This window comes from Solihabitans fulvus (assembly GCF_008386585.1).
GTDB lineage: Bacteria > Actinomycetota > Actinomycetes > Mycobacteriales > Pseudonocardiaceae > Solihabitans > Solihabitans fulvus.
The window spans coordinates 84,651-106,893 of sequence record NZ_VUOB01000028.1; the positions used below are offsets into that span (position 1 = coordinate 84,651).

At 71.9% G+C, this 22,243-nt stretch carries 14 protein-coding genes; all 14 read right to left on the minus strand.

The window, feature by feature from the left end; genetic code table 11:
* Positions 1-46 precede the first annotated feature (46 nt).
* The 14 genes from F0L68_RS16775 to F0L68_RS16840 all read right to left on the minus strand — a co-directional run bounded on the left by F0L68_RS16775 (position 47) and on the right by F0L68_RS16840 (position 22,232).
* On the minus strand, positions 47-2,449 hold the full coding sequence (locus F0L68_RS16775) for a beta-galactosidase (protein WP_149850516.1): 2,403 nt from the start codon (positions 2,447-2,449) through the stop codon (positions 47-49).
* 56 nt (positions 2,450-2,505) lie between these two features.
* On the minus strand, positions 2,506-4,611 hold the full coding sequence (locus F0L68_RS16780) for a glycoside hydrolase family 2 protein (protein ID WP_188316613.1): 2,106 nt from the start codon (positions 4,609-4,611) through the stop codon (positions 2,506-2,508).
* Positions 4,612-4,791: 180 nt separating this feature from the next.
* Complete coding sequence (locus F0L68_RS16785) at positions 4,792-8,124, minus strand: serine hydrolase (RefSeq protein WP_149850517.1); 3,333 nt, start codon at positions 8,122-8,124, stop codon at positions 4,792-4,794.
* On the minus strand, positions 8,121-9,110 hold the full coding sequence (locus F0L68_RS16790) for an ABC transporter ATP-binding protein (RefSeq protein ID WP_149850518.1): 990 nt from the start codon (positions 9,108-9,110) through the stop codon (positions 8,121-8,123). Before F0L68_RS16790 ends, F0L68_RS16785 begins: the two co-directional genes overlap by 4 nt.
* On the minus strand, positions 9,107-11,035 hold the full coding sequence (locus tag F0L68_RS16795; RefSeq protein ID WP_188316614.1) for a dipeptide/oligopeptide/nickel ABC transporter permease/ATP-binding protein: 1,929 nt from the start codon (positions 11,033-11,035) through the stop codon (positions 9,107-9,109). Before F0L68_RS16795 ends, F0L68_RS16790 begins: the two co-directional genes overlap by 4 nt.
* Before the next feature lies 1 nt (position 11,036).
* A complete protein-coding gene (locus tag F0L68_RS16800) occupies positions 11,037-12,017 on the minus strand; it encodes an ABC transporter permease (protein WP_149850519.1) in 981 nt (326 codons plus the stop codon).
* Entirely contained in the window at positions 12,017-13,612 is a 1,596-nt protein-coding gene (locus tag F0L68_RS16805) for an ABC transporter substrate-binding protein (protein WP_149850520.1), read from the minus strand. The genes F0L68_RS16800 and F0L68_RS16805 overlap by 1 nt, the downstream gene beginning before the upstream one ends.
* Before the next feature lie 9 nt (positions 13,613-13,621).
* Positions 13,622-14,533, minus strand: a complete 912-nt coding sequence (locus tag F0L68_RS16810) for a serine hydrolase (RefSeq protein WP_149850521.1) — start codon at positions 14,531-14,533, stop codon at positions 13,622-13,624.
* Positions 14,530-15,918, minus strand: coding sequence for a serine hydrolase domain-containing protein (locus F0L68_RS16815; protein WP_149850522.1), 1,389 nt, complete (start codon positions 15,916-15,918; stop codon positions 14,530-14,532). Before F0L68_RS16815 ends, F0L68_RS16810 begins: the two co-directional genes overlap by 4 nt.
* 120 nt (positions 15,919-16,038) lie before the next feature.
* A complete protein-coding gene (locus tag F0L68_RS16820) occupies positions 16,039-16,950 on the minus strand; it encodes a serine hydrolase (RefSeq protein ID WP_149850523.1) in 912 nt (303 codons plus the stop codon).
* A gap of 22 nt (positions 16,951-16,972) precedes the next feature.
* Entirely contained in the window at positions 16,973-18,232 is a 1,260-nt protein-coding gene (locus tag F0L68_RS16825; protein ID WP_149850524.1) for an MFS transporter, read from the minus strand.
* Positions 18,233-18,471: 239 nt separating this feature from the next.
* On the minus strand, positions 18,472-20,148 hold the full coding sequence (locus tag F0L68_RS16830; RefSeq protein WP_223198853.1) for a PucR family transcriptional regulator: 1,677 nt from the start codon (positions 20,146-20,148) through the stop codon (positions 18,472-18,474).
* 87 nt (positions 20,149-20,235) lie between these two features.
* The gene (menC, locus tag F0L68_RS16835) at positions 20,236-21,342 is read right to left on the minus strand and encodes an o-succinylbenzoate synthase (RefSeq protein WP_149850526.1); all 1,107 of its coding nucleotides are present in this window, start codon (positions 21,340-21,342) and stop codon (positions 20,236-20,238) included.
* Positions 21,339-22,232: a GNAT family N-acetyltransferase gene (locus F0L68_RS16840; RefSeq protein WP_149850527.1), complete on the minus strand. Its 894-nt coding sequence runs from the start codon at positions 22,230-22,232 to the stop codon at positions 21,339-21,341. The genes menC and F0L68_RS16840 overlap by 4 nt, the downstream gene beginning before the upstream one ends.
* Positions 22,233-22,243: the final 11 nt, after the last annotated feature.

A 22,243-nucleotide genomic window follows, 5' to 3' on the forward strand; every position in this document is an offset into this window, starting at 1 on the left:
AACCGCGCCGGAGGTGGTGCGGGTCCCCGATCTCCACAGCGGTCGTTCAGGTCGCGGCTCTGGTGCCGGTCGCCGAGATCTCGGCCGCGCTGGTCCACGGTCCCCGGCCGCCGGCCTCGCTCAGCGCCCGCAGCCGCAGGTAGCGGCCGGTGGCGGAGCCGAGGTACACCGACTTGCGGGCGGCGGTGTCGGCGAACGTGCCGGTGGCGACCTCGGTCCCCCAGTTCGTGGTCGAGTCGGACACGAACACCTCGTACGCGCCGATGCGGCCGTTGGCGTTGCCGTCCTGACGCGGCAGGTAGCCGACGCCGTCCAGGTTGTACCGCGCGCCGAGGTCGAGCTGGAGCTCGTGCGGCAGCGAGGCTCCGGTCGGGGACCACCTGGTGTGCCAGATCGTCGCAGGGTCGCCGTCGATCGCGTTCGCCGCCGCGCCGTGCTCCGCGACCAGTTCCTCGCTGTCCGCGCGCACCACCCGCCAGCCCGAGGTCGGGATCGCCGCGCTGGTGAGCATGGCGTGCAGGGTGATCGGCTGCGGGGTCACCTGGTGCAGGTCGAACACGAGGATCTGGTTGTCGCCCTCGACGAGCCAGGACGACGGGCAGTACAGCCGCTGCTGTGGGCCGATCTCCCAGTAGCGGCCGAGGTTGTGGCCGTTGACCCAGACGACGCCCTTGGTCCAGTTCGACAGGTCGAGGTAGGTGTCGCCGACGGTGCTCAGCGAAACGGTGGCGCGGAAGAAGATTCCCGGCCGGCGCGGGTCGGTCACCGTCGGCGCGAGCGAGGCGACGTAGGCGTCGTCCATCGGCAGCGAGTAGACCTGCCAGTTGGTCAGGGTGCCGGTGAGCGGGCCTGCGTCTTGCAGGGCCACCGACTCCAGGATGCCCTTCCTGTCGACCAGCGCGTGCCCGAAGTTGGTGCGGCCCATGCCCTCCACGAGCACGTCGAGGCGGGGATCGGTGCCGACGGCGCTCGACGGCGGGAGCGTGAGCGGCGCGTTGGCGGTGGCGATGTTGAGCGCGCTCGCGACCGGCTGCGGGAGGTTCTGCCGGTACAGGCCGCCCGCGTAGACCTGGTCGAGGCACACCGTGGCGTAGTCGTGCACCCACCTGATCTCCAGCTGCCCACCGGAGTAGCCGTGGAGTTGCCTGCGGTACAGGATGAATCCCGAGTTCTGGTTGTAGGTCTCCATCGGCCTCGGGTCGACGGTCTGGCTGGCCGGCAGCGGGGCCGGCAGGTTGTCCCAGACGGAGGCATACGGCGTCGGGGTGTACTGCGCGCCGCCGGAGGCGATGGTCGGGACGGGGGCCGGCACGGCGGGCAGCGGGGTGGGCAGGTAGCCGGCGATCAGGTTGCGGTACGCGGTGTACCTGGGGGTCGGCGCGCCCTGTTCGGTGATCGGGGCCGAGTAGTCGTAGCTGGTGATGTCGGGCTGGTAGTTGCCGGACAGGTCGTCCGCGTTGGCTCCCGCGGAGAAGCCGAAGTTGGTGCCGCCGTGGATCACGTAGATGTTGAACGACAGCCCGCGATCCATGCAGCCCCTGATCGTCGACGAGATGTCGTTGCCCTGTCCCTGGAAGGTGCTGTCGCCCCAGTGCGTCAGCCAGCCCGGGTACACCTCGCCGGCCATCGCGGGCACCGTGGGGAACGCCCGCCTCGCGGCGGCGATCGCCGAGGCGTCGCCGCCGCTGAGCGCGATCGCGCCGCCGCTGACCACGGTGTGGTTGCCGGTCACCTGGGACAGCCCGTCCTCGGTGTAGAACGGGCCCGTGACGCCGTTGTCCAGCCACAGCTGCCGGAGCTCCGCCAGGTAGCCCGCGTCGCTGCCGTAGCTGCCGTACTCGTTCTCCACCTGGATCATCAGGATGGGGCCGCCGTTGCCGATCATCAGCGGCCGCACGCGCGCGGCCAGCTCGGTGACGTACCTGGTGACGGCCGCCATATAGTGCGGGTCGGCCGCGGAGTTGACCCGCAGTGCGATGCCCCGGTTCGCCAGCAGGTAGGGCGGGATCCCGCCGAGGTCCCATTCGCCGCAGACGTACGGGCCGGGACGCAGCAGCACCCACATGCCCTCCTGTTGGCACAGCTGGATGAAGCTGACCACGTCGCGCCGGTCGGTGGTGAAGTCGAAGACGCCTGGCGACTCCTCGACGTGGTTCCACATCACGTAGAGCGCCACGGTGTTCATCCCCATGGCCTTGGCCAGCTGGATGCGGTGCCGCCAGTGCTGGACCGGGATGCGCGCCGGGTGCATCTCGCCGCTGCGGATCTGGAACGGCTTGCCGTCCAACAGGAACGCGCTGCCGTCGGCCGCGAACGCGAACCGCTGCGTCGCGGCCGTCGGGTCCGGCGAGGCCGGCGCGGCCGTCGAGGCGAAGGCGGGATCGGCGGTGACGGCCATCGCGCCGACCGCGCTGAGCAGGCTGAGCGACAGGAAGCCGCGCCGGTCCATGGTCGTCTCCTCGTGGCGGGACTGGGTGGGGGTCAGCTCCTGAGGAACCGCTCCGGTCAACTGGGGGTGTAGGTCCACGTCGCGGTGTCGGTGTACGTCGCGCCGCCGCGCGTGCCGGTCACGGTGATCGTGTTGGGCCCCTTGGCCAGCGTGACGTTCGCCCAGCGGTAGCGGTGGTCGGTGGAGGTCACGGCGCCGCCGACGGCCGCGCCGTTGACGGTGAGCCGCGCGCTGTCGACGGTGCCGTACACCTTCACGGTCGTGGTCGCGTCGGCGCGGTCGGTGAACCGGCGGCTGGTGAGGTAGACGAACGGGGTCGCGGTCCAGTTCGCCTTGTACCAGTAGAAGGCGTCCTTGCGGGTAGCCCGGTCGTAGGTGACGAGCCCTTTGTCGTTGCGGCCAGGGGTGTCGCCCTCGTTGCGGCCGTCCGAGGCGAAGTCGAACATGTTCCACACGAAGGTGCCCCACAGGTACTGCCTCGACTGGATCTGCGTCCAGTAGGACTCGTGGAACAGCGCCTGGTACTCCTCGGGGTGCCAGCCCGAGTTCCACACCGGCGTCGGCGGGTTGTCCTGGTGCTGGTAGATGCTCGCGCCCGCGCCGTACTCGCTGACGGCGATGGCGCGCGAGGGCTGGTTCGCGTGCAGCGTGTCCGCCCAGGAACCGAAGTCCGGCAGGGCGCCGCCGTACCAGCCGTAGTACTTGTTGAATCCGGCGGTCGCGGTGTGCGTGATGAGGTTGCTGCCGTCGCCGCCCGCGTGCGCGTAGGTCGAGATCCGGTCGGGGTCCTCGGCGGTGACGGTGTCGGCCAGGGTCTTCAGCAGCGCGTTCGTCGCCGCGTTGTCCTGGCCCTGCTCGTTTCCGATGCCCCAGAACGCCACCGACGGGTGGTTGTAGTCCTGCCGGATCAGCTCGCGCAGCTGCTGCACGGCGTTCGCGGTGAAGGCGGCCGAGTCCGTGACGGAGTTGATCACCGGGATCTCGCTCCACACCAGGTAGCCGCGCCGGTCGGCGAGGCCGTAGACCTGTTGGCTCTGTTGGTAGTGGGCGGTGCGGATCGCGTTGACGCCCATCTCGTCCATCAGGTCGAAGTCCTGGGTGTGCTCGGCGGCGCTGACCGCCCAGCCCTGGTCGAGCCGGTCCTGGTGCAGGTTGACGCCGTGCAGCGCGAGGTGCGAGCCGTTGAGCGCGAACCCGGAGTCCGGGGCGAGGCCGAACGACCGCAGCCCGAGCGGCTCGGTGACCTCGTCGGTGACGGCGCCGCTGTCGACGTCCCGGAGCTCCACGTTCGCCTGGTACAGATAGGGATCCGCGCGCCCGTTCCACCGGTGCGGGTTGGTCAGCGACACCGTCTGGGTCACCTGGTCGCCGGTGTGCGCGGCGACGGCGCGGGTCGCGGTGCTGGTGTCGGCGACGACGGCGCCGGTCGCGTCGGTGACGACCGTGCGGACCCGCGTGTGCCGGGTGGTGCCGCTGTTGTTCCACACCTTGGTCGTCACGTCCACGGTGGCGCTTGCCGAGGACACCGACCGCTGCCGCAGGTACACGCCGGGGCCCGCGTAGTCGAGCATCCGGATGGAGAGCGGGTCGGTGACCTCGAGGCTGACATCGCGGTAGAGGCCGCCGAACATGGTGAAGTCACCGGACAGCGGCGCGATGCCGGCGTCCCGCGCGTTGGACACCCGCACGGCGATCACGGCGTCCCCGCCCGGCACGAGCGCGTCCGTCGCGTCGAAGCGGAAGCGCGCGAAGCCGCCCTGGTGCTGGCCGAGGTGCGTGCCGTTGACCCACACGTCGGTGACGGTGTCGGCGCCGTCGAACTGGAGCCACAGCTTCTGGCCCGCCACGGTCGGCGGCGGCGTGTAGTGCCTGCGGTACCAGCCGATCCCCCGGTAGTAGTTGTTGCCGCCGTCCTCGCCGTCCTTGGCGTTCCAGGTGTGCGGGACGGTGACGGCGGCCCACGCCGAGTCGTCGAACGTTGGCGACTCCGCGCCAGCGGCGTCGGCGCGGACGAAGCGCCAGCCGCCGTCGAGGTCGACGTGCTGGCGCGGCGACGGCGCCGTGTAACCGGCCGAGCCCTCGGCCTGCGACGAGGCCGACGCGACGAGGCCGGCGAGGCCGACGGCGACCGAGGTCAGACAGGTGAGCAGCCTGCGCCCCACGGGACCTCCCGCTGAGTGTTCGCGTGACTCGTGCCGGGAGCCTAGCGCGCAGAACTGCACACAAGAGAAAGATTTCACTCATAAGTACGCACGGAAATTCATGCTTGTGAACAACGACTGTGCGGCGGCGGCCGTGTCAACACCGTTCACCGCAAGGATGTCGGCACGGCCGCCGTCCCGTCAGGACACCTTCGGCGTCGCACGCGCCCCGAGGTGCACGTACGGCTCCCCGGTCGGCAACGTGTAGAAGGTGACCGGCGTCCAGGTTCGGATTCCCGCCGCCAGGAACACGAACTGCGTGTCGGTGATCGGCACCAGGTCGTACTCCTGCGTCGGTTCCGGGAAGAGCGCGGCGAGCGGCCCGGTGACGGTCTGCCGAAGCCGCAGTCCGTCGTCGGTGGCGAGCACCTCGAGGCGCGCGCCGGCCCGTTCGTAGACACCGAGATGACGCCGCGCGTCGACGGTGGGCGGGACGGCGGCCGGCTCAAGCGGGCGCGGCATCCGCACGCCGGCCAGTTCGGCGAAGATCTCGCCGAACAGCTCGATGTACAGATCGCGGGCGTTGCCGCCGTTGGTGAGCAGCGTGACCGCGAGCCCCTGCTCCGGCAGCACGCGCAGGTACGCCGACTGGCCGATCGTGTTGCCGTCGTGGCCGATGAGCCGCCTGCCGTTCCAGTCGAAGCGGATCCAGCCAAGGCCCCAGGAGTCGCCGAGGACGTGCTTGTCCGGCAGGTCGGCCTGCTTGTGGGTCATCGCCGCCGAGGACTCCTCGCTGAGCACCCGCGCACCGTTCGCGGCGAGGCCACCGGCCAGGTGCATCCGCGCGAAGGCGAGCACGTCCCCGGTCGTCGAGGTGACTAGGCCCGCCGGGCCGGCCGAGCGGGGCAGGCCCCAGGTCGACACGGGCGCTGGCTCGTCGTCGCCCTTCGCCACGTGGCCGACCGCGGCGCGGAACAGCAGCGCCTCCTCGGGGAGCGTGACGGTGTGCGCCAGGCCGAGCGGAGTGAACAGCCGCTCCCGGAGGGCGGCGTCCCAGGTCAGGCCGGTCAGCTTCTCGATCACCCTGCCAAGCAGGTTGAATCCCGAGTTGCAGTAGGAAAAAGTCGCGCCGAGCGGATGGTTCTGGCCCGCCTGGTCGAGCAGGTCGACGTACCGTTCGAGGCAGTCGTCGCCTCGGCCGGTGTCGGTGAACACGTCGCCGTCGATGCCGCTGGTGTGGGTCAGCAGGTGCCGCAGGGTCACCTGCTTGGCCACGTCCGGATCGGCCAGCCGCAGCTCCGGCAGCACGTCGACGATCGGCGCGTCCAGGTCGATCAGGCCCTCGTCGGCCAGCTGCATCGCCACGGTCGCCGTCCACACCTTGGTGATGGAGCCGATCTGGAACAGCGAGTCGTCGGTGACCTCGACGCCGGTGGCCTTGTTCAGCACGCCGCAGCTGACCCGCGTCTCCTCGGCCGAGTCGACGCGCGCAATGCCAAGCGCCGCACCGGGAACGCGGTGCTTGCTGGCCAGCTCGGTGAGGCGTCGCCGCCAGTGCGCCGCCTCGATCGGCACCCGCGCCGCGCCGCCGGGCGCACCCGCGTGGCGCTCCACCCAGTCGACGACGCGCCGGTTGAGGTCCACTCGGTGCGACGGCGGCCCGTCGAGGATGAACAGGTGCGAACTGCCGGGATAGAGCACCATCCTGGTCGGCACGCCCCGCTCGCGCAGCGCGGTGAACCACTGCTCGGCCTGGCCGACCGGGCAACGCACGTCCTCCCCACCCTGCACGATCAGCGTCGGCGTGCGCACCTGCTCGACTCGGGCCAGCGGCGACAGCGTCGCGTAGTTCGCCTCGGCCGCCCACGGCGTGCCGCCCAACTCGCCGACGCCGAGGTAGTGCCCCGCGTCGGAGGTCCCGGCCATGCTGGTCAGGTCGCTGACCACGCCGCCGGCGACCGCCGCGGCGAACCGGTCATCGCGGCTGGTCAGGTAGCAGGTCATGAACCCGCCGTAGCTGTAGCCGGCCACGGCAAGCCGACGCGCGTCCGCGACGCCCTCGGCGACGAGCTGGTCGAGCGGTTCGAGGAAGTCGCGCGCGTCGGCCAGCCCCCAGGCGCCCAGCGCCGCGGTGAAGAACTCCGTGCCGTAGCCGTCGCTGCCGCGCGGATTGAGCAGCAGCACCGCCCATCCGCGCGCGGCCAGCACCTGGTGGTATGGGTGGATTCGGTCGGCCGAGCCGTTCCACGCGTTGTGCGGGCCGCCGTGGATGTCCAGCAGCAGCGGCAGGGCGCCGGTGCGGGCGGGGTCGCGCAACAGCCAGCCTTGCACGACCGTGCCGTCGGCGATGGTGAACTCGCGCTCCTCGTGCGCGAACAACTCGACGTCGCCGGTGGCCGCGCCGTGCTTGGTGCGCACGTGCGTCGTCCCGTCGGCCAGGTCGACGGTCGCGATCTCGCCGAACGAGGTCGCGGTGGCGAGGACGACCGCCGCCGCGTCGCCCGCGACGGTCAGCCCGGACACGACGTTTCCCGCGCCGCCGACGACGAGCCTCGGCACGCCGCCCGCGACGTCGACCGCGTAGAGGTGGGTGCATCCCCTGTCGCGCACGCAGAACAGCACGCCGAGGCCGCCCTCGGTGAGCTGCGGCAGCCCGCCGGGGTAGCCGGACCCGCCCGGCATCACGTTGCGGTCCAAGGACACCGCGAGGTCGACCGGGTCGCCGCCGGCCAGCGGTACCCGCAGCAGACCGACGTGCCCGACCGCGGTGTCGCGCCTGCCGACGACCAGCAGCGCCCTGCCGTCCTCGGTCCAGGCCACCGGGCCCGCCATGCCGTCGCCGGAGCCCACCAGCCTCGGCTCGGCGGCGCGCGCGGCCGGGTCGAGCACGTAGGCCCCTGAGCGGAACGTGAGGTCGCTGTCGGCGTCCCTGGCCGCCGAGAACGCCAGCAGGGCGCCGTCCGGCGACCAGGCGGGATCGCCCGCGTGCCAGTCGCCCGAGGTGACCTGCCGGACCTCGCCAGTGCCGACGTCGAGGACGTGCAGGTGCCTGCGCACGGTCCGCAGCAGCCCGGCGCCGTCCGCCTTGAAGTCCAGCCGGTCCGCCACGATCGGCGCGTTCGGCCCCGGCGCGTCGTCGCCCGCGGCGAGATCGACCGGTGCCGCGAAGGCGATGCTGCCGCCGTCCGGGCTCCACACCGGCGCGCCCGCGCCGAGCGGGAGCGTGCCGGCCTGCTCGGCCTCGCCGCCGGCCGAGGGCAGCAGCCACAGTTGCGGCGGGCCGTCCTTGGCGCGCAGGAACGCGATCCTGGTGCCGTCCGGAGACCAGGTCGGCGCCAGGTCGGTGGGGCCGTTGGTCAGCCTGCGGGCGTCCCCGCCCTCGGCGGGGACCTGCCAGAGAGCGCGGGTGTCCCGGTCCGCTTCCCGGTCGGTCGTGCGCAGCACGTACACGATCCGGCTGCCGTCCGGTGACAGCGACGGCTGCTCGGGGATGGCGAAGTCGTACAGGTCGTCGATGCCAAGGCGTCGGGTCATGACGCGCTGCCTCCTCGTGGGATTGCGGTCGGTGCGAGGTCGCTCGCGGTGAAGTGGCAGGCCGCCCGATGGCGTCGGCGCGCCGCGCCCTCGGCCGGGTCCTCGCTGACGCAGACGGTGCGGTCGACGTGCACGAGCGGGCCGATCGGGCAGCGGGGGTGGTAGCGGCAGCCGCTCGGCGGGTGGTGCGGGTCGGCGGGTTCGGTGTCGGCGAGGTCGCCGAGGTCGCCGTCGAACAGGGACGAGTGCGCGGATGGCGCCGCGGCGAGCAGCTCCCGGGTGTAGCGGTGCTGCGGGTCGGTGAGCACCTGCTCGGCCGGCCCGACCTCGACGATGCGCCCGAGGTACATCACCGCGATCTGGTCGCTGAGGTAGCGCACCACGGCGAGGTTGTGCGAGATGAACAGCATCGACAGGTTCAGCCGTCGTTGCAGGGAGCGGACCAGGTTGAGCACGGCGCCCTGCACCGACACGTCGAGCGCCGAGGTGATCTCGTCGGCGATCAGCACGTCCGGCCGGCCGGCCAGCGCGCGGGCCAGCGCCACGCGCTGCCGCTGCCCGCCGGACAGGTGCCCCGGCAGCGTCGCGGCGCGGTCCGGGTCGAGGTTGACCAGTTCGAGCAGCCGGGCCACCTCGGCGCGGCGGCCGGCCGAGCCCCGGTGCGCGCCCCTCGGCATCGCCTCGGTGATCGACTCGCCGATGCTCATCCTCGGGTCGAGCGAGGAGTACGGGTCCTGGAACACCAGCTGCAACGGCCGCCGCCGGGGCAGGCCGCGCACGTCCGCGCCGCCGAGCAGCACCCGTCCCGCGCTGACCGGGGCCAGCCCGACGGCGGCCCGCGCCAGCGTCGACTTGCCCGATCCCGACTCCCCGACCAGCCCGACCACCTGTCCGGCCGGGACGGTGAGGCTGACCTGGTCGACCGCGGTCAGGCCGCGCCTGCCGCCGTAGCGGACGCTCACCGCGTCGAACATGAGCTCGCTCATTCGGCACCTCCTGCGGTCACGGCTTCCCTGGCACGCTCCGGGGCGGCGTCCTCCTGCGGATGCCAGCAGGCGACGCGGTGCGCGGCTGTCACGGACTCCAGCACCGGATCCTCGACCAGGCACTGGTCGGTGGCGGCCGGGCACCTGGCGGCGAACGCGCAGCCTGCCGGCACCCGGTCCGGCTCCGGCGGCCGCCCCGGGATCACCGTCAGCGGTTCCGCGCGGTCGGTGTCCAGCTCCAGCGTCGCGGCCAGCAGCGCCCTGGTGTACGGGTGCCGGGGGCCGGCCGCCAGGTCGCCGGTCAGCAGGTCCTCCACGACGCGGCCCGCGTACATGACCAGCATCCGGTCGCAGGTCTGGGACACGACGGCGATGTCGTGGCTGATCAACAGAATCGCCGTGTCCCCTTCGGTCCGCGTCCGCGCCAGCAGGCGCAGCAGCTGCCGCTGCACGGTGACGTCCAGCGCGGTCGTCGGTTCGTCGGCGATGATCAGCCTCGGTTCGCCCATCAGGCCCATGCCGATCATCGCGCGTTGCCGCATGCCGCCGGAGAACTCGTGCGGATACTGCCGCGCGCGCCGCTCCGCCGCCGGTATCCGCACCGAGCGCAGCCGGCCGACGGCCCGCTCGAACGCCTTGCGCCTCGGCAGGCCCTGGTGCTGCTCGGACACCTCCGCGAGCTGCCGCCCGATCCGCCTCGTCGGGTTGAAGGAGGTCATCGGGTCCTGGAAGACCATCGCCAGCGACGTGCCGAGCAGCCCGCGCAGCTCCCGCTCCGGGGTGGTCAGCAGCGGCGTTCCCGCGAACTCCAGCCGGTCGGCGGTCACCACGCCTGGCGTCTCGACCAGCCGGGACACCGCGAGCCCGGTCAGGCTCTTCCCCGACCCGGACTCGCCGACCACGCCGACCGCCTCGCCCGCACGCACGGTGAAGCTGACGCCCCGCACCGGCACGGTCCAGCCGGACGGGCGCGGGAAGGCCACCTGGAGGTTCTCCACCACCAACAGGGCGTCGTCGCCGTGTTCCTCGGCGGCGGCGGTGCCGGCCGCCGGCACGGACCGGCGACCGATCCTGGCCGACCTGGTGCGCACACCGACCACCCCGGCGACGGCCTCGCCGACCAGGTTGAAGGCCAGGCCCGCGAGCACCACCGCCACGCCCGGCGCCAGCGCGGCCGCCGGGTTCAGGTAGATCCCGTCAAGGCCCTCGTTGAGCAGCCTGCCCCAGTCGAAGTCGGGCGCCTGCACGCCGATGCCGAGGAACGACAGGCCGGCGAACGCGAGCAGGGCGGCGCCCGCTCCGATGGTCGCGTTCACCACCAACGGCTCGCCGATGTTGGGCAGCACATGCCGGACCAGCAACCGGATCCGGCCGACGCCAGCGACCTTCGCGGCCGACACGAAGTCGCGGCCGACCACCGACGCGGCCAGCGTCTGGGCCAGCCTGGCGAAGCTGGGCGCCATGGCGAACGCGATCGCCAGCACCGCGCCGTGCGTGCCGACCCCGAAGATCACCGCGAAGAACAACGCCAGCAACAGCCCGGGAAACGCGACCGCGATGGTCACCACCGAGATCACCAGCCGACCAGCCGCGCGCGGCAGCACCGAGGGCAGGGCGCCGAGGACGAGGCCGACCGTCACCCCGATCACCGTGGCCAGCACCGCGAGAGTGACCGAGAGCCTGGTCGCCACCAGCACGCGGAACAGGATGTCGCGGCCGAGGGAGTCGGTGCCGAGCAGGTGCGTGCCGGACGGACCCTGGCCGATCGCGTCCGTGTCGACCGCGAAAGCCCTGTCCTGCCACAGGATCGGCGCCAGCACCGCGAGCGCGACCACCAGCGTCAACAGGACGATCGAGCACGCGCCGAGCGGCGTGCGCGCCGCGGCGAGCCACTTCGAGCCGCGCCGTCCCACTCCTGTCGCCATCTCAGCTCTCCCGGATCGTCGAACGCGGATCGAGCAGCGCCAGCAGCACGTCGATCACCAGGTTCACCAGCAGCACCCCGACGCCGTAGACGAGCACGATGCCCTGCACCAGCGGGTAGTCCTTCTGCAGGATCGACTGCACGATCGTCGAGCCGAGGCCGGGCCAGGCGAAGACGTTCTCCACCAGCACCGTGCCGGCGACCATGCCGGTCAGCATCAGCCCGCCGAGCGTGAGCGTCGCGGTCAGCGCGTTGGGCAGCGCGTGCCGCACGTACACCAGCCGCGCCGGCAACCGTTTCGCGCGCGCCGTGCGGATGAAGTCGTTGCCCAGCACGGACAGCATCTCCACCCGCACGACCCGCGACAGCACCGCGGCCGGGCCGATCGCCAGCGCGGCGACGGGCAGCACGAACGCGCTCGCGTCACCGCGCCCGGCCACCGGGAACCAGCCGAGCGCGACGGCGAACAGCGCGACCAACCCCACCGCCACCAGGAACTCCGGGACGGCGGCCAGCAACACCGTCGTCGAGGTGAACCCCAGCTCGACGCCGCGCCGCCGGCCTCCCCTGGTCAGCACCGCGAAGACGACACCAACTGGGACGGCGACCACGACGACCACCGCGAACGCCAGCACCGCCAGCTTCAGCGTGCCGGGCAGCCGGTCGCCGATCACCTGCGCCACCGGCAGACCGCTCGACATCGACGTGCCGAAGTCGCCGGTGAACAGGCCGCGGAGGTAGTGGCCGTACTGCACCCACAGCGGGTCGTCCAGCCCGAGCGCCTGCCGCCGGGCGTTCACCAGCTCGACGGGCGCGGTCATGCCGAGCGCCGCGCGGACCGGATCGCCGGGGACCAGCTGGATCATCAGGAACGCCGTGCTCGCCAGCACCCACAGGGAGACGACGAACCGGCCAAGGCGGCGTCCGGCGAAGGACAGCCAGGGGTTGTCCCGGATGCCGGCCGACGCGACCGCCGCGGTCATCAGCCGTACATCCGGATCGACGACGGGTCGACACTGCCCGCGTTGACCTCGAACTTGGTGCCGCTGCCGAAGTACGGGACGACCGAGTCGACGTAGGACACCGTGTCGACGCGCTTGACCAACGCCGCCTCGGCCGCGAGCCAGGTCGGGCAACTGGCGTCGCCCGCCATCATCGCGGCCTGCCGCACCTTGCCGTCGTACTCCGCGTTCTCGATGTGCGCGAAGTTCGTGCCGTTCGGCGGCTGCGCCCCGGAGAAGAACGGCACGGCCTGGCTCGGCAGCACCAGGCCGAGCGGCGCCATCGAGACCTCCCACTCGCCCGTGCCGAACAGCACCTGGCTGAGCCCGGGGCTGTCGACGCCCTTGAGCGTGACCTCGGCGCCGACGGCCTTCCAGGACTGCTGGACCAGTTCGGCGGTCGGCGCGACGGTCGGCCCGCTCTGGGTGCCGTAGATGACGGTGAGCGCGAGCCGCTTGCCGTCCTTGGCCCGCACGCCGTCGGGGCCGGGGGTCCAGCCGGCCGCGTCGAGCGTGGATTTGGCCGAGGCGAGGTCGTGGGCGGGCACGTTGCCGGTGATCGTGTCTCCGTCGCACGCCTTGGGTTCGGCGGTGACCAGCCCCTTGGCCGGCTCGCCGGTGCCGTTGGTGAGCACCTTGCCGACCTGCCCGAGATCCAGCGCCTGCACCAGGGCGCGGCGCACGGCCTCGTCCCGGCCGGGACGCCCGGCTCCCTGGTTGAAGAAGAACTCGCCGACCGGCGCGAGGAAGTCGGCGTGGAACAGCTTCTGCGCGGTCAGCCGTTGCCGGTCGGGGCCGATCACCGCGGCGGCGTTGAGCCCGCCCGACAGCAACAGGTTCGACACCGTCGTGGCGTTCGGGACCACCCGCAGGACCACCTTCTCCGGCAGGCCCGGCTGGTCGGACTTCCACTCCCCCGGCCCCCACGCGTAGTCCTTGCGCCGGGTGAGCGTGTAGTGGTCGTTCGGCACGGCTTCGGTCATGGTGAACATGCCGGTGCCGCCGGAACCCTTGGCCGGCAACGCCCTGTCCCGCAGGGCGTTGCCGCAGAGGATCGCCAGGCTGCCCGCGTTGCGGAGCAGGAACGCGTCCGGCTTCCCGCTGGTGAGGCTGACGGTGCGGGCCGCGTCGTCCGCGGTCGCCTTCGTGCCGGACGCGATCGCCAGGCCGCTGATCGGCGACTTGTTCGCCGGGTCGCCCACGAAGTTGATGTTCGCCGCGACGTCGCTCGCGGTCAGCGGCGAACCGTCCGAGCAGGTGATCCCCTTTCGCAGGGTGAAGGTCGCGGCCGTCGTGGTGGCGTCCCATTTCTCCGCGAGGCCCGCGATCGGCTTGCCGTCCTTGGCGAGGCCGATCATCGAGTCGTAGAGGAAGCGGCCGACCTGGCCGGCTACCGAGAGCACCGTCAGGTGCGGGTCGAGGGTCCCAGGGTCGGACCCGATCGCCATGGTGAACGTCGTGCCGTCCACCAGTTTCTGGTTCGCCGTCCGGTCGCCGGACTGTGCGACTCCCCCGCACGCGCTGACCGTCACGGCCAGCAGGCCGACGATCGCGACGGTGCTCCGAGCAGTTCTCATCGCTTCTCCCTAGGGGTTTCTGGCTTCGAGAGCCTGCGCACGCAGGTGGTCGACGGCGAGGCGGGCCGCCCTGCCGATGGCGGAGTCGATGGCGGGCTGCCGGTCCGCGAGGGAGTGGGCGCGGGTGAACACCGCGACGGCGTAGCGACGGCCGTCGGGATAGGTCACGACGCCCGCCTCGTTGCGGACGGCCGGGAGCGTGCCGGTCTTCGCCGCGATCCGCACACCCGGTTCGAAGCCGGAGGTGATGCGGTGCGGCCAGATCTGCTCGGCCATGATCGACCGCACCCGCTCGCACGCCGACGGGTCGCCCGCGCGATCGGTCCAGATCGCGTCGAGCAGCTCGGTGATCTCGCGCGGCGTCGACGCGGTGCTGCGGTCCGGGTCGAGCACCGTGAGCTTCCACAGCTGCTCCGGGGTGGCCGAGGCGAGCCCGGCCGCCAGGTCGCCGTCCGCGTCGAGGCCGAGGTCGGCGACGACGGAGGCGAACAGATCCTCGCAGCAGCCGACCAGCCGCGTCCTGGTCAGGCCGAGGTCGGTGAGCACCCGGTCGACGGCCGCCTGCCCGATCCGGTGGAACACGACGTCGGTGGCCGCGTTGTCGCTCATGGTCAGCATGAACCGCGCGAGGTCGCGCCAGCTCAGCTCGACGTCGTCGGCGCAGCCCGCCGTGCCGATCCCGCCGGTCCGGTACCGCGCGCCGACCCTGGTGCGTTCGGTCTCGTCCAACCGCCCTGCGGCGACCTCGCGGGCGTAGGCCACCGCGACCGGGATCTTGAACACCGACGCCAGCACCACCGGGTCGTCCGCGCCGACGGCCATCTCGGGTCCGCCCGCCACGCCGACCTCTCGGGCGTGCAGGAACCCCCGCGCCCCGGCGTCGGCGAAGACCGCCGCGATCTCCTCGGCGACGGCGCTCACCTGGTCACCCGCCGGTCGGCGCGGCCGGTGTGCAGGAACAGAGCCCGCCCGTGCCCGTCGTCGCCGACGAACGCGTGGTGCAGGTGCAGGCCCTGCACCGGTTTCGCGGCGATCAGCGTGTCGCCGTCCAGGGCGAGCAGCTCAGTCCGGTCCGCCGGCGCGCCGGCGGCGAGCAGGACGCCCTTCGGCGTGCGGTCCAGCCACAGCCTGCCGTCGTCGTCCTGGCTGACCACGATGTCCGCCACCGACGACGAGTACTCGCCGACGTAGCGCGGCGCGTCGGCCGGTCGCGCGTCGGGATCGATCACCGGTGTCGCGGGCATTTCGACCCCGGCCAGTTCGCGCAGCACGTGCGCGAAGATCGTCTGGTACACCCTGGCCGAGCTGCCGCCGTTGGTCAGCAGCGCCACCGCGACGTTCTGGCCCGGCACCACCCGCAGGAACGAGGACTGGCCGAACGTGCCGCCGTCGTGGCCGACCACCGGGCCGCCGGGCCAGTCGTAGATCGTCCAGCCGAGTCCCCAGGCGTTGCCCATGTAGCCGAGGTTGGGCAGCTCCACCTGCCGTTGCCGCATGGCCAGCGCGCTGTCCTCGCTGAGCACCCTGGTGCCGTCGGCGGCCAGCCCGTCCCGCAGGTGCATCCCGACGAAGGCCAGCAGGTCGCGCGGCCGCATGGCCAGCATCGCGCCGGCCGGGGCGTTCGACCGGGTCAGCGCCCAGATCGGCGCCGGTCGCGGCTCCTCGTCCGGCGAGGGCTGGAGGTGGCCGGTGGCGGCGCGGTACAGGATCGCCTCGTACGCGCTGGTCGCCGCGTGGGTCAGGCCGAGCGGCGTGAACAGGTGGTCGCGCAGGCACTCGTCGTAGGACTTGCCTCGCACCACCTCGACGAGGCGGCCGAGCAGGCAGTAGGCGGCGTTGCTGTAGGAGAACATCTCACCGGGCGCGAACAGCTGGGCTACCTCGCCGAAGGTGTCGACGACCTTCGCCACGCAGTCGTCGCCCCGGCCGGTGTCGGTGAAGATGTCGCCCTCGAACCCGGAGGTGTGGCACATCAGCTGCCGGACCGTGATCCGCCCGGCGGCCGCCTCGTCCGCGAGAGCGAACTCGGGCAGGTAGGTCCGGACCGGCGCGTCGAGGTCCAGCGCGCCCTCGTCGACGAGCTGCATGGCCAGCGTGGTCGTCCAGACCTTGGTGATGGAGCCGATCTGGAACAGTGAGTCCACTGTGGACTCGACGCCGGTGTCCTTGTTCAGCACGCCGGCCGAGAAGTCGATCACCTCGTCGTTCGCGAGGACGGCGACCGACGCGGCGGGCACCCGGTGTTCGGCCAGCAGGGCGGGCAGGTGCTGCTCGAACCATGCAGCGACCTCGGTCAGTTTCGACATGCGCACCTCGTGTCAGTGGAAGGTGTGGACCGGCGATTCCGGCATGCTATGACCCCGGTCACCCTCGGCGATTCGTGCGAGACGACGAGAGCGGCCGCAACATTCATCGCGGCGGACGAATCATTTCCGCGGCTGCGTGGTCTTCCGCAGCCAGCCGACCGCGCGGGCGGCGGCGAAGCCGATGAACGCGTCCCGCTCGGGAACCCGCGATCGCGAGTCGACCGCGCGCGTGAAGACGCCGACCGCGTACCGGCCGCCGTCCGGGTACTCGACGACGCCGACCTCGTTGCGCAGCAAGGGCAACGTGCCGGTCTTGCCGCTGACCCTGATCTCGTCGTCGGGGAAGCCGGACCGCAGACGGTGCGGCCAGACCTGGAGTTCCAGCCACCGTCGCACGTCGGCGCACGCCGCAGGAGGCGCGGCCTCGTCCCGCCAGATCAGGCCGAGCAGCCGGGTGATCTCCTCGGCGGTGGTGCGGCAGGTGTGTTCCGGATGCAGCGCGCGCAGCTCGCCGAGGCGGGCGGGCGACAGCCCCGCCAGCAGCCGCTCGTCGTCCTCGTAGCCGACGCCGAGGTCCTCCCCGATGGTGCGCAACAGCTCCCCGCAGTCCTGCGGCACCGCGGTGCCAGGGAGGCCCAGCCGCCGCAGCGACTCGGCGACCGCGTCCTTGCCCACCCTGGCGAGGATCAGGTCGGTGGCGACGTTGTCGCTGATGCCGATCATCAGGACGGCCAGGTCGTGCCAGGACATCGTGACGTCGTGCCGAAAAGTCGCCAACCCGTAGGGGCTCGCGGTGGGATGGCCCGGCGCCACGGTGACCCGCTCGGCGAGATCAAGCTCGCCGTCGGCCGCCTGCCTGGCCAGTTCCAGCGCGACGGGAACCTTGAACACCGACGCCGTGACGACCGGCTCCGTCGCGTCGATGCCCACCCGCCCAGGACCGTCCAGCTCGGTCGCGTGCAACCAGACCCGCACACCGACCTCGTCGGCGCGGCCGACGATCGTCTCGATCAGCTCGGACTCGGTTTCCATACCGATGTTCGCTCCTTGTCGTCTACTTCGGACCTGCCGGCGCGAAGGTGAACTCCGTGGCGTTCTGCGGAACCCAGAACGCGACCACGGCGGTGATCAGGGTGGTGACGATGAGGAAACCGAACGCCGCGGTGTAGGAGAAGCTGTCCGCCAGCCACCCCATCGCCAGCGGGGCGACCGCGCCGGCGATCTGGCCGCCGAAGTTCATGATTCCCGCGCCGAGCCCGATCACCGAGGGCGGCAGCACCCGCAGCGGGAGGCCGAACACGGACATCGTCGCCATGCTGAACAGCCCGACGGCCAGCGTCTCGTAGACGGTGAACTCCGTCGTGGTGCTGGCCGATACCATCAGGATCAGCAGGACCACGGTCAGCAGCGCGATGGAACCCAGGTACCAGCGGCCCTTGTCGTGGAAGTAGCGGTCGAACAGCCAGCCGCCGAGGATGGTCGTGCCGAGACTGACCAGCATCGGGATCGCGGCCAGCACGCCGGTCTGGCTCAACGTCAGGTGTCGCGCCTCGAGCAGGTAGCTTGGCACCCAGGTGACCAGGCCGTAGCTGAGCATGTTGGTCACGCAGAACAGCAGGGTGAACTTCCACACCAGCGGCGACCTCAGCACCTGCGCGCGGGAGACCTGCGGCGCGGCCGTCGCCGCGTCCGAGAGGCTGCTCAGCCTGGCCGGCAACGCCTTGGGCAGCATCGCCCACACCGCGATGCCGATGGCCGCGCCACAGCCCGCCATCCAGAAGAAGGTGTGCCGCCAGCCGATGGCCATCAGCAGCGGGCCGACGATCAGCGGCGCAAGGCCGGCGCCGATCCCGCTGGCGGACAGCATGACCCCGGTGGCCGTCGCCCGGTTGGCCGGCGTCGTCCGCTCCGCGACCGCCTTGAAGGACGCGGCGGGAAACAGTCCCTGGCAGACTCCGAACAGGCCGCGGACCACCAGCAGCGTCCCGAAGGTGCCGGCGATTCCGGTCATCGCGGTGAACACGGACCAGAGCACCAGCGTGCACAGCATCGGCTTGCGGGAGCCGTACCGGTCGGCCAGGAAGCCAGCCGGAATCTGGCAGGCCATGTACACCAACGCGAAAACCGTGACCAGCCAACCCTGGGAGGTCTTGCTGAGCCCGAACTCGTGCCCGATCGACGGCAGCGCCATGCTGATCGAGAACCGGTCGATGTAGTCGATCGACCACGCGAACAGCATGACCACCATGGTGATCAACGCCGTGCGGTTGACGAGCCGGGGCGTCCAGGTGTCCTCTGTGACCGCTGCCGTCATGGCGACCTCCGTGCTGAAACGGTGAGGCGAAAGGGATCGGCGCGCACACGGCGGTCGGACGGTCGCCGGTTCTCGTCGCGTTGACGACCAAGTCTGAACAACCGGCCGACAGGCGAGTTCGTGGAGTCACACGAACCTTCGCCCGTTTTTCAGGCCGTGGACACCAATCCGTCGCAGGTCAGCGGATCAGCGGGCGGCGCTTGCGCGCGCGGCGCGGCGGCGCGGCGGCGCGGCGGCGGTCAGCCGTCGGTCGCGGCCGTCGGTCCTGTTCCGCCGAGATCGGTGCGGGGCAGCAACCTGAGTTGCAGCATCGCCGCGAACCGCTCGCCGGGATCGTCCAGGTTGAGCTCGCCGACCTCGGCCACCCGCCGCAGCCGGTACCGGAACGTGTTCGGGTGGACGTAGGCCGCCGAGGACGCGGCGACCACGTCACCGAAGGCGTCCAGCCAGCACCGCAACGTGTGCACCAACTGGGCCTGGTGCTGCGAGTCGTAGTCGAGCAGGCGCGCGACGGGACCGACCGCGACGTCCCCGCGCGCCGCAGCGAGGTCGGCCAGCTCCAGCATGAGCGCGTCGACGTGCACATCCTCCACTGTGGCCACCCGCCTCGCCCCGCCGTTGGCGAGCAGCACCCGCAGCGTCCGGTCCGCGCCGTCGCGCGACCCTCGCAGGCCGGAGCCGTCGATGGCGAGCGGGCCGATGCCGATCGCCGCCGCCACCCGCCTGCCGGTGCGTTCGAGGAACGTCGACGCGACGCGGATCGACCGTTCCTGGCAGTCCGCCTGGCTTCCCGGCATCGGCACGATGCCGTACGCGACATCGCCGACGAGCGCGACCGCCGACCGCGGCTGGACCGCGCTCAGGTGCATGGCCAGCGCGTCCGCGATGCGCTGGCGGTCCGTGGCGAGGCGAAGGTCGTCCTCGGGCGCCGACGCCTGGCCGGGGTCGCCGAGCAACCCCATGGCGAGCACGATCGCCGGCTGGCCGAGCAGGCCGAGTCGCGCGATGGCCTCCGGCGCGCCCGCCCCGCCCTCCAGCGCGGTGCTGACGAGGTCGGCCCGCAGCCGACGCTCGACGTCGGCCCCGGCGCGCAACCGGAGCATGTGCAGCGCCACCAGCTTGGCCGCGTCGACCAGCGCCTGCGTCCGCTCCTCGCTCAGCTGTCCCGGCACGGCGGCCCAGATCGAGCCGAGCACCTCGTCGCCAGCGCGCACGGCGAGCGCCACGCGCGGCACGGTCATCGACGCGTCGTAGCGGCCCGGGTAGATGTACACCGGCCCGCTGTCCCGGTACAGGCGCTCGAACACGCCGTCGCGCTCCATGCTGCGGGTGAACCGTTCCGGCACCTGACGACCAAGGATGGTCTCGACGCGGGACTGGTCCGCCTCGTCCTGCCGCCCGGAGAACGCGAGGACCCGCGAGCTGCGGTCCTCGATGGTGACGGGCGCGTCCAGCAGCGCGGCCACGGCGTTGGCGAGCGCGAACAGGTCACCGGACGGCATGCCGCCGAGCGTCTGGGGCGACACGTCGCCAACGTCCTCCTCGGCCAGCAGGGTGCGCAGCAGCGCGGCGAGCTGGGCCCAGGACGCGCCCCTGGTGAGGCCGAGCAGGGCGACCCCGGACCGGTCCGCGGCGTGCCGGACCTCGGGGGTCGCGGCGACCGGCGAGCGGACGACGAGCGCCGCTGCGCCCTGCCGGCCGAGGTCGTGCAGGAGCCGGACGACCTCGTCCGGCTCCCGCACGCCAACCCCCAGCACCACAGCCTGTGCTGGGAACTCCGACTCGTCGAGTGGGTCGTGGATGACCACCCCGCCGAGGTGTCTCCGTGCGCTGCGCCCGCCCGCGATCGACTCGAGCAGCACGTCCCCGAGGTCCTCGAGCACGCGCGCCAGGCTGGTGTGTGGCTTGCTTGGCACCGGAGTCAGCACCACCCGACGTTAAGTTCGGCCGCGTCGAACCTGTTGGTTCGATCCGACCAAATCTAACGCCGAATTCGTCGTTTGCTACGAACTGAGCCACACTCGGGAGGTGGTGACCGCGTCCAGCAGGTCGGGAATCGGGGCCACGCCGAGCCCCGGCCCGGTCGGCACGGGCAGGTGGCCGGCCTCCAGGACGAACGGCTCGGTGATGTCCGTCCGGTAGAAGCGGTCGGACGCCGAGGTGTCGCCGGGGAGGGTGAACCCGGGCAGCGAGGCGAGGGCGACGTTGGCCGCGCGCCCGAGCCCGGTCTCGATCATGCCGCCGCACCACACCGGGATCCCGTGCGCCGCGCAGACGTCGTGCACCCTGCGCGCCTCCAGGTAGCCGCCGACCCTGCCCGGCTTGATGTTCACGATCTGGCACGCGCCGAGCGTGATCGCGTCGGCCGCCGAGCGGGCGGACACGATCGACTCGTCGAGACAGATCGGGGTGCGGATGCGCCTGGCCAGCTCGGCGTGGCCGAGCACGTCCTCCTCTTCGAGCGGTTGCTCGATGAGCAGCAGGCCGAACGGGTCGAGGCGGGCCAGCAGCGGCGCGTCGGACAGCGTGTACGCGGTGTTCGCGTCGACCTGGAGCAGCACGTCGTCGCCGAAGCGCTCGCGGACCGCGCGCACCGGCGCGACGTCCCAACCGGGTTCGATCTTCAGCTTGATGCGCACGTAGCCCGCGTCGAGGTAGCCGTCGACGGCGTCGAGGAGTTCTGGGATCGAGTCCATGATGCCGACCGACACCCCGCAGGGCACCGATGCGCGGGTGGAGCCAAGCTCGGCGGCGAAGGACCGGTCGTGCGCGCGGAGTTCGGCGTCGAGGACCGCCATCTCCAGCGCGCCCTTCGCCATCCGGTGCCCCTTGAACCTCGCCAGGCTCGGCGTGACCAGGTTCGCGGTGACCTCGCCGAGCTGAAACAGCGTCGGGACAAGGAAGTTCCGCAACACGTGCTCCGCGCCGTCGGTGTACTCCGAGGAGTAGACCGGGTCGGCCATCGTGACGCACTCGCCCCAGCCCTCCCCCGTCGGCGTCACGACGCGGACGAGCAGGACCTCCCGCTCCGCCTGCGTGCCGAACGACGTCCGGAACGGCGACACCAACGGCATCCGGACCCGACGGAGTTCCACGCCACTGAGTTTCACGACTGCTCCCTTGCGATCACATACCAACCGGCGCGGTCGAACCCGACGACCCTGGCGTCCTGCGCCATCAGGCCGCCGAGCGCCTCCCGCAGGGCGACGCGCCACGCGCCGCCCAGGGCGGAGTCGTTGCGGCGCAACGACTCGATGTCGGGCGGGACGGCGACGAGAACCGTCGGCGCGTCGGCCGACCCGGTCAGCGGCCCGCCGTCCGGCCCGACCGACAGGGCGATCGCCGCGCCCCCGTCCCGCAGTTCGGCCGCGTCGAGGCGGCCAGGCTCGCCGAGCGCGGCGGCGCGGACGACGGGGCTGGCCAGGTCCCAGCCGACCAGCAGCCGGTCCGTGTCGCCCGACCCGTTGATGTCGTCGACCATCGGCCCGTAGAAGTCGGGCAGGTACCGCAGCGGATGGGTGCCCAGCTTCGACAGGTTGAAATGGGCGTTGCGGCGCACGAGCGGGTCGAAGGTCCAGGTGATCAGCGAGACGTCCTGGAGCAGGGCCCAGCCGCGCTGGTGCAGCTTGAGCGCGTAGCCGATGCCCCGGCCGAGCCCCGGCGCGGCCACGCCGGCGATGTGGCTGTGCAGGCTCCCCTTCCTCGGATGCCCGAAGAAGCCGAAGCAGGCGCCCAGAAGCTCGCCGTGGTCGAACGCGCCCGCGACGTAGTTGCCGGCCGCGACCATCGCCCTGAGCAGTTCCGTCGGCACCGGCCGGGTGTCCGAACCCGGCCGCCAGATCGACCCGAACAGGCGGGAGACCGCGGTCAGCTGGGAAACCTCGGTGAGCAGCCGGACTTCCACACCCGAGGCCACCGCGGCGGCCTCCGCGGCGACGACCGCCTCGTCCCGCACTGCCTGGGAGACCAGGTCCGGCGCATTGGTCACAAGATTCGTCACGGCACGATCCT